This window comes from Vibrio sp. M260112 (assembly GCF_036533775.1).
Taxonomy (GTDB): Bacteria; Pseudomonadota; Gammaproteobacteria; order Enterobacterales; family Vibrionaceae; genus Vibrio.
Genome location: NZ_JATABH010000011.1, coordinates 82,310 through 91,712 on the forward strand (window position 1 = coordinate 82,310; position 9,403 = coordinate 91,712).

The following is a 9,403-nucleotide window of genomic DNA, read 5'->3' on the forward strand; positions in this document are numbered from 1 at the left end:
AATAGTATGGTTTTAACCTTACCAACGCGCATAAGCCTTTGTCGTTATTTATTGGTGAATGTATCTAGGATACTAATTGTATACTGACTGAGAGTCATTGATATCCTTGCAATAATGTTGCCCTAGGTCACATCACCGTTTTTCTTTGCCTTTGTGTGCTTATCTCATTACTGGCATTTAGCCTACTACCTTAGTCTAAATTGTCGACAATCTACTTGATTGTCGACAATATAATGGTCTATTTTAATTCTGTACCAACAAATTGTAGACAGTCTGCTGTCGTTAGCGTGAGTAATTCAGATATGAACCTAGAACTTAAATCTCGTCGTAAAGAAGGCGCGGCCGAAAAAGAGAATACTAAATCTGAGACGCTGACAGAGTCTTTGGTCGAGGCGATAGTCAATGGCGATATTGCACCAGGCAGTAAAATCTCTGAGCCGGAACTGGCAAAGAGTTATCAAGTTAGCCGTGGCCCGTTGCGTGAAGCGATCATGCGCCTTGAGGGATTAGGTTTGATTGAGCGCATTCCTCATGTCGGTGCACGTGTGATTACCTTCTCTCCCGAAAAACTTATCGAGCTCTATTCAGTGCGAGAAGCTCTAGAAGGGATGGCAGCTCGTTTAGCCGCTAGGCATATTACAGCTGAAGAGTTGGCGGGCCTTGAAGCCGTTTTGTCGACACATTCAAATCATATTGATGAAGTCGAAGGCGCGTCCTATTTTCACCAGCACGGTGATTTCGACTTTCACTACCGAATCATTTTAGCCAGTCGCAACAGCCAGCTGATTTCGTTGTTATGCGATGAGCTTTACCACTTACTGCGCATGTACCGCTATCAGTCACCGCGAGCACAGTCTCGTCCGGTAGAAGCGTTGGATGAGCACAAATACATTTTGCAGGCGATCCGTAACCGTGATGAAGAGTTGGCTGAAATGCTAATGCGTCGTCATATTTCTGGAAGCCGCACACTGATTGAACAACAAATCCTAAGGGACTAGAGGAAACAGTCATGAGTTTATCTCAAGGGGCGAAGTTCAGACTTGCCGTCGAGCAAAATAACCCACTTCAAATCGTCGGAACGATTAATCCGTACTGCGCCATGATGGCGAAAAACTTAGGTCATCAGGCGATTTACTTGTCAGGTGGCGGTATCGCCAATGCTTCGTATGGCTTGCCTGACCTGGGTATCACCACTCTAAACGATGTTTTGGTTGATGTAGAGCGTATTACAAACGCATGCGACTTACCGTTACTGGTTGATATCGATACCGGTTTTGGTGGAGCGTTTAACATCGCGCGTACCATCAAAGCGATGGAGAAGGCTGGTGCTGGTGCGGTACATATGGAAGACCAAGTTGCTCAAAAGCGTTGTGGTCACCGACCGAATAAAGCGATCGTTAGCCAGCAGGAGATGGTCGACCGAGTCAAAGCGGCCGTTGATGCTCGCAACGATGAAAGCTTTGTCATCATGGCACGCACCGACGCCTTGGCTGTTGAAGGTATCGACAGTGCGATAGAGCGTTCTATCGCTTGTGTGGAAGCTGGGGCGGATATGATTTTCCCCGAGGCGATGAACAAACTAGAGCAGTACGTTCAGTTTTCTCAAGCTTTAGAGCAGGCGACGGGCAGACATGTTCCAATCCTTGCCAACATTACTGAATTTGGTCAAACGCCTTTGTATGGTTGTGAAGAGCTGGCTAAGTCACGAGTGGATATGGTGCTTTACCCGTTAAGTGCGTTCCGAGCGATGAACAAGGCGGCGGAAACCGTCTACAAACACTTGTTGGAAGTAGGGAACCAAGAAGCGCTCACGGAATCAATGCAGACGCGCAAAGAGCTCTACGCTCACCTCAAATATCACGATTATGAAGATAAGCTGGATCAGCTATTTTCAGAAGGAAAATAATCACTCGGAAGCCCAGGAAAACGAATTCGGAATTAATCCAATAACGTGAAATCGTCGGCTATTAAATCGCTCCGCTAAAGAGAGCAGTAGCCGATGGAAAAGGAGTTCAAAATGTCTCAAGCATCAAACAAAACAGCAGAGTTAGGCGGCGCAGGCCTACGTGGTCAGAGCGCAGGTAGCACGGCTTTGTGTACTGTCGGAAAAACGGGAACAGGACTGACGTATCGTGGTTACGACATTACCGACCTAGCTAACAATGCGCAGTTCGAAGAAGTTGCACACTTATTGTTACGCGGTCACCTTCCAACTCAAACAGAACTGGATGAATACAAAACACGCCTCATCAGTTTACGTGGCCTGCCAGCAGAGCTAAAGCAGGCACTGGAGTTGATCCCAGCCTCTGCGCATCCGATGGATGTTATGCGCACAGGTTGTTCTGTGCTGGGCAACTTGGAGCAAGAAACCAGCTTTGATGAGCAGGTTGCTGCGACAGAACGTATGCTAGCGCTGTTTCCTGCCATTATTTGTTACTGGTATCGCTTTAGTCACGACGGTGTGCGCATAGACACGGCAGATCAGTCTGAGACTTGTATCGGTGGCTACTTCCTTAAAATGTTGACAGATAAAACACCCACAGACATGCACAAGCAGGTGATGCACTGCTCATTGATTTTATATGCAGAGCATGAGTTCAATGCGTCGACGTTTGCGGCGCGCGTGTGTGCATCAACATTGTCCGATTTGCATTCATGTATCACGGCGGCTATCGGCACATTGCGTGGGCCACTTCACGGTGGTGCGAATGAAGCGGCTATGGAGATGATTGAGGATTGGCAAACGCCTGATGAAGCTGAAGCTAATATCATGCAGATGCTAGCCAATAAGGACAAGATCATGGGCTTTGGTCATGCGATCTACCGTGAGAGTGACCCTCGTAACGCACTGATCAAACGTTGGTCAAAAGAGCTCTCACAGGCTGTGGGCGATACTCATTTGTACGCGGTTTCCGAGCGCGTAGAAGCGGTAATGAAGCGCGAGAAAGGATTATTCTGTAATGCCGATTTCTTCCATGCTTCGGCGTACCACTTTATGGACATCCCAACCAAACTGTTTACGCCAATCTTTGTGATGAGCCGTTTAACTGGCTGGGCAGCGCATGTTTACGAACAGCGTGCAAACAACCGCATCATCCGTCCGAGCGCGGATTATACAGGCCCTGATCATCAAGATTGGGTACCAATCGAAAACAGGTAACCCCACAAAAACTGCTCCCTCGCAGTTTGAGGGAGCGAAGAAAAACGATTTACCTGAATGGAAGCCGCTATGACTGTTAACACCCAATATCGCAAACCGCTTCCGGGAACTCATCTTGATTTTTATGATGCCCGAGAAGCTGTCAATGCCCTTTGTGAAGGGGCATATGAAACATTACCCTATACTTCACGTGTCCTTGCCGAACAGCTAGTTCGTCGCTGTGATCCAGACACGTTAACTCAAAGCCTACAACAGATTATCCAACGCAAGCGTGATCATGATTTTCCTTGGTATCCCGCTCGTGTTGTATGCCATGACATTCTTGGTCAAACGGCATTGGTCGATCTGGCAGGTCTTCGCGATGCCATTGCAAAGCAAGGCGGCGATCCTGCCAAAGTCAATCCAGTGGTTGAAACTCAGTTGATCGTTGACCACTCGTTAGCCGTTGAGCACGCGGGTTTTGAACCTGATGCATTTGAGAAGAACCGAGCAATCGAAGAGCGCCGTAACGAAGATCGCTTCCATTTCATTGAGTGGTGTAAAACCGCATTTGAGAACGTCAGCGTGATCCCTGCTGGTAACGGCATCATGCACCAAATCAATCTAGAAAAAATGTCTCCGGTTGTTCAAACAAAAGACGGTATTGCCTATCCCGATACCTGCGTTGGCACCGATAGCCATACTCCACATGTCGATGCTCTTGGTGTTATCGCGATTGGTGTGGGTGGTTTGGAAGCCGAAACGGTCATGCTGGGCCGCCCTTCAATGATGAGATTGCCAGATATCGTTGGTGTGAAGTTGATTGGTAAACGTCAGCCGGGCATCACGGCGACGGATATTGTCTTAGCGATTACAGAGTTCTTACGCACAGAACGGGTTGTTTCATCCTACTTGGAGTTTTTCGGAGAGGGTGCTCGAGACCTTACTATTGGTGATAGAGCAACGATCTCGAACATGACGCCTGAATATGGGGCAACAGCAGGTATGTTCTACATCGACGAGCAGACCATTAACTACCTTAAGTTAACTGGTCGTGATGACGAACAAGTGGCTCTGGTTGAACAATACGCTAAGCAGACTGGCTTGTGGGCTGATGATCTTGAAAGCGCGCAATATGAACGTGTATTGGAATTCGATTTATCAAAGGTCAGCCGCAACATGGCCGGTCCATCGAACCCACACCGCAGGCTGCCAACATCGGAATTAACCCAGCGTGGAATTGCGATGTCACCAGCAGAGCAGCCAGAGGTTGAAGATGGTCAGTTACCAGACGGTGCCGTGATCATTGCAGCGATTACGTCGTGTACTAACACCAGTAACCCGCGCAACGTGGTCGCGGCTGGTTTGGTGGCGAAAAAAGCCAACCAGTTGGGGCTTGTTCGTAAACCTTGGGTTAAATCATCGTTCGCGCCGGGTTCTAAAGTTGCCAAACTCTATCTTGAGGACGCTGGTCTACTTCCTGAGCTGGAGAAGCTCGGATTTGGGATTGTCGCGTATGCCTGTACTACTTGTAATGGGATGAGTGGCGCGCTCAACCCAGATATTCAACAAGAGATCATCGATCGCGATGTCTATACGACGGCAGTGTTGTCAGGTAACCGAAACTTCGATGGCCGTATCCATCCTTATGCCAAGCAGGCCTTCTTAGCGTCGCCTCCTTTGGTTGTTGCTTATGCCTTAGCCGGAACGATGCGTTTCGATATTGAACGTGATTCGCTAGGTAATGATCAAAATGGCAGTCCTATCTACCTCAGTGACCTTTGGCCAAGTGATGAAGAAATTGACGCAGTTGTTGGCAAGCATGTAAAACCTGAGCAGTTCAAGCAGGTTTACATCCAGATGTTCAAACTTAATGATGAACAACGTAACAGCAATCCTCTTTATGACTGGCGTGAGAAGAGCACATATATCCGTCGTCCTCCATACTGGGAAGGGGCGTTAGCGGGAGAACGCACGTTATCAGGCATGCGTCCGCTGGCGGTATTGGGCGACAACATCACAACGGATCACTTGTCACCTTCGAACGCAATTTTGGCAAGCAGTGCGGCTGGAGAATATCTCGCTTCCATGGATGTTCCTGAGGAGGACTTTAACTCCTACGCGACGCACCGTGGCGACCACCTTACCGCGCAACGTGCAACTTTTGCCAATCCGAAACTGTTTAATGAAATGGTCAAGGAGAATGGTGAAGTTGTACAAGGCTCGTTAGCACGAATCGAACCGGATGGCAAAGTGACACGCATGTGGGAAGCGATTGAAACTTACATGAATCGTAAGCAACCACTGATTATTGTTGCGGGTGCGGACTACGGCCAAGGTTCTTCTCGCGACTGGGCTGCTAAAGGGGTTCGCCTTGCGGGTGTCGAAGCAATTGTTGCTGAAGGTTTCGAACGTATTCACCGAACCAACTTAGTGGGTATGGGCGTCTTGCCGCTGCAATTCAAACAGGGGACAGACCGCAAAACTCTTGAGCTTGATGGCAGTGAATTGTACGACGTAATCGGTGAGATCAAGCCGGGAGCGGATCTGGCACTTGTCGTTACTCGCGCAAACGGTGAGAAATTTGATGTGCCTGTGACATGCCGATTAGATACGGCTGACGAGGTTAATGTCTACAATGCTGGCGGCGTATTGCAACGCTTTGCTCAAGACTTCTTAGCTCAGTAGGTGACGGTCATGAAACTACGTCAGATTAAAGTACCTGCGACCTATATGCGTGGCGGAACCAGCAAAGGGGTGTTTTTCAGTCTGCAAGACCTGCCGTTGGAAGCTCAACAGCCCGGTGAAGCGCGTGACCGTCTGTTAATGCGTGTCATTGGCAGCCCTGATGCTTACGCTAAGCAAATTGATGGCATGGGCGGCGCAACGTCTAGCACCAGTAAAACGGTGATCGTTTCTAAGAGTGAAAAACCGCAACACGATGTTGACTATCTATTTGGTCAGGTCGCGATAGATAAGCCGTTTGTCGATTGGAGCGGTAACTGTGGCAACTTGTCTGCGGCAGTTGGCCCGTTTGCGATCCATGCAGGGCTAGTCGACCCTGAACGCATCCCTGACAATGGTGTTGCTGTTGTCAGAGTGTGGCAGGCAAACATCGGCAAGACGATTGTGATTCACGTGCCGATTGTTGATGGGCAAGTGCAGGAGCTTGGGGAATTTGAGCTAGACGGCGTGACCTTCCCAGCAGCCGAGATTCAGGTTGATTTTATGCAGCCAGGGGATAGTTCGGGCAGTATGTTTCCGACCGGCAATGTTATTGATGAACTCAATGTACCGTCGGTTGGTAGTTTCGAAGCGACGATGATCAATGCGGGTATTCCAACCATCTTTATTGATGCTCATGCTCTTGGCTATACAGGCAGTGAGCTACAGCAAGACATTAACAATGATCAAGATGCTTTGGAGCGTTTTGAAACAATTAGAGCATATGGTGCGCTAAAGATGGGTTTGATTGACTCAGTCGAACAAGCACAAGCGAGACAACACACGCCGAAAGTGGCCTTTGTCAGTGAGGCGAAAACGTATGTTTCTTCGAGCGGTAAAGTGGTTGAAGAGCAGCAGATTGATCTGCTGGTCCGTGCTCTGTCAATGGGCAAGCTGCACCACGCGATGATGGGCACAGCGGCGGTCGCCATTGCTTCCGCTGCATGTGTACCAGGCACGATAGTAAACAGAGCCGCAGGAGGGGGAGAGCGTGAGTCGGTTACATTTGGTCACCCTTCTGGCACTTTGAAAGTAGGTGCTAAGGCGAGCGAGAGCGACAACGGATGGCTCGTTGAAAAAGCGGTTATGAGCCGAAGTGCTCGAATCATTATGGAGGGATTTGTGTACGTACCCTCCGATGTCTTTGCGTAGTTGACTGAATCTGACTACCTACAAGCAATGTCGAGACATACTGGAGGAAGCAATATGTCTGCATATGAAAAAGAATATCAATGGGCCCTCAATCAACCACAAGCGTTTTGGGGGGCACAGGCAAAACATATCGATTGGTTCAAAGCACCGGAAACCATATTGGCGAACGACGAGAATGGTGTAGAGCGTTGGTTCCCCGATGGGCTACTGAATACCTCGTGGCTTGCACTGGATTATCACTGTGAGCAGGGGCGTGGTGAACAAACTGCACTCATTTATGATTCTCCGGTCACAGACACCAAGCGAAGCTACAGCTACCGTGAGTTACGTGATCAGGTGGCAAAAATCGCTGGCATGCTTGCTCAGCAGGGCGTTGAAAAGGGCGATCGCGTTGTTATTTACATGCCGATGATACCTGAAGCGGCAATGGCGATGCTGGCTTGTGCTCGTCTTGGTGCTATTCATTCGGTGGTATTTGGCGGATTCGCTGCCAACGAACTTGCGGTGCGTTTGGAAGATGCTGAGCCCAAAGTCGTTATGACAGCCTCGTGTGGAATTGAAGTGAACAAAGTCATTCCATACAAACCATTGGTCGATAAAGCGATTAAGGACAGCCGTTGGAAGCCTGAGTACGTCATTGTACTGCAAAGGTCTCAGTGTGAAGCTTCTCTAGAGAGTGAACGTGATATTGATTGGCACAAAGCGTATCAATCTGCGTTGCCACATGCTTGCGTTCCTGTTCTGGCAACGGATCCGCTCTATATCCTTTACACATCGGGTACGACGGGCAAACCAAAAGGGGTTGTTCGAGATAATGGCGGTCATGCGGTCGCGATGAAGTACTCAATGACCTCCATCTACAACATCCCACAAGATGGCGTGTTTTGGGCAGCATCTGATGTGGGTTGGGTGGTTGGTCACTCTTATATTGTGTACGCGCCATTGATTCATGGCTGTACCACGGTGCTGTTTGAAGGCAAACCAGTGCGTACTCCAGATCCTGGTGCCTTCTGGCGAGTGTGCGAAGAGCACAAGGTTGATGTGTTGTTCTCAGCGCCAACCGCGTTTCGTGCGATTAAGAAGGAAGATCCGGATGGTCACTTCATTAAGCAGTTCGACCTATCAAAATTAACCACAATCTTTATGGCCGGTGAGCGCCTTGATCCACCAACATTGGAGTGGGTGGAAAGCAAGGCCGACAAGCCAGTGATTGACCATTGGTGGCAGACTGAAACAGGTTGGGCAATTGCCGGAAACCCGACGGGTATTGAGATGATGCCAGTGAAAGCGGGCTCAGCGACTAAGCCTATTCCAGGATATCAAGTTGAGATCCTTAATGAGCTTGGCGAGGCTGTTGAGGCGAATCAACAGGGCTTTGTTGCTTTGAAGCGCCCACTGCCACCAAGCTGTTTGCAAACGGTGTGGCGTAACCATGACCGTTTTGAATCCGGTTATCTAAGCCAGTTTCCAGGCTACTATGTTTCTGGTGATGGTGGCTATCTTGATGAAGAGGGCTACCTATTCATTATGGGGCGTATCGATGACGTGATTAACGTTGCGGGACACCGTCTATCAACTGGTGAGATGGAAGAGATAGTTGGCGGCCACCCTGCAATTGCCGAATGCGCTGTCATTGGCGTGCATGATGACTTAAAAGGTCAGTTACCTCTTGGTCTCGTCGTACTTAAAGATGGTGTGAAAGTTGATGATGCACAACTCGAAGGTGAATTGATCAATAAGGTACGCGAACAGATTGGTGCGGTAGCCTGCTTTAAACACGCGCTGGTGGTTGAGCGTTTACCTAAAACACGTTCTGGTAAGATTCTACGCCGTACCATTCGCCAGATTGCTGATGGTGAGCAATACACGGTACCATCAACCATTGATGATCCAACAAGTCTAGAAGAGATAGAAAAAGCACTTCACTCTTAGTTGGCGCATCTTACGTAGTTCAAGCCCCTCATACAAAGGTAACTCCTATCACTTAACGTGTTCGCAACGTACTGGATAGCAAACCATACTGTTGCGAACGGCCCCTCTGTAGCAGTGGGGTATTTTCTGATTTTTCATAATTTGTGATTGTTCACAGTCTCCTCGGTGCATTTTTTGCTTCCGGGCAACTTTTTGCTCGATCTGAGCAAGATCTTGCTCGATTCGAGCAAAAAGTTGCTCAGCTTGTATATTAACAAATGCTTAAATTATTGAAATATATGCATTTTCATTTTGGCACGCTTTTTGATTAAGAGTGAGTGTCATTACACACAACCTCTAAGGATTTTACTATGCCAACTCCATGTTATATTTCTATCGACGGTGAAACTCAGGGTCTGATCACGGCGGGCGCCTGTACGGCTGACTCTATCGGTGACTCTTATGTAGAAGGTCACG

At 48.6% G+C, this 9,403-nt stretch carries 6 protein-coding genes and 1 pseudogene; all 7 read left to right on the forward strand.

Annotated elements, in window-relative coordinates:
* The first annotated feature begins 302 nt into the window (after window positions 1-302).
* Entirely contained in the window at window positions 303-998 is a 696-nt protein-coding gene (locus QTN95_RS07655; RefSeq protein WP_269376801.1) for a GntR family transcriptional regulator, read from the forward strand.
* 11 nt (window positions 999-1,009) lie between these two features.
* Complete coding sequence (prpB, locus tag QTN95_RS07660) at window positions 1,010-1,906, forward strand: methylisocitrate lyase (protein WP_331417022.1); 897 nt, start codon at window positions 1,010-1,012, stop codon at window positions 1,904-1,906.
* Between the two features lie 111 nt (window positions 1,907-2,017).
* Window positions 2,018-3,160, forward strand: coding sequence for a bifunctional 2-methylcitrate synthase/citrate synthase (prpC, locus tag QTN95_RS07665; RefSeq protein ID WP_331417023.1), 1,143 nt, complete (start codon window positions 2,018-2,020; stop codon window positions 3,158-3,160).
* A gap of 69 nt (window positions 3,161-3,229) precedes the next feature.
* On the forward strand, window positions 3,230-5,827 hold the full coding sequence (gene acnD, locus QTN95_RS07670; RefSeq protein WP_331417024.1) for a Fe/S-dependent 2-methylisocitrate dehydratase AcnD: 2,598 nt from the start codon (window positions 3,230-3,232) through the stop codon (window positions 5,825-5,827).
* Between the two features lie 9 nt (window positions 5,828-5,836).
* The gene (gene prpF, locus QTN95_RS07675) at window positions 5,837-7,015 is read left to right on the forward strand and encodes a 2-methylaconitate cis-trans isomerase PrpF (protein ID WP_331417025.1); all 1,179 of its coding nucleotides are present in this window, start codon (window positions 5,837-5,839) and stop codon (window positions 7,013-7,015) included.
* A gap of 54 nt (window positions 7,016-7,069) precedes the next feature.
* The gene (locus QTN95_RS07680; RefSeq protein WP_331417026.1) at window positions 7,070-8,947 is read left to right on the forward strand and encodes a propionyl-CoA synthetase; all 1,878 of its coding nucleotides are present in this window, start codon (window positions 7,070-7,072) and stop codon (window positions 8,945-8,947) included.
* A gap of 350 nt (window positions 8,948-9,297) precedes the next feature.
* A pseudogene (locus QTN95_RS07685) lies at window positions 9,298-9,403 on the forward strand (type VI secretion system tube protein Hcp); the annotation flags it as partial.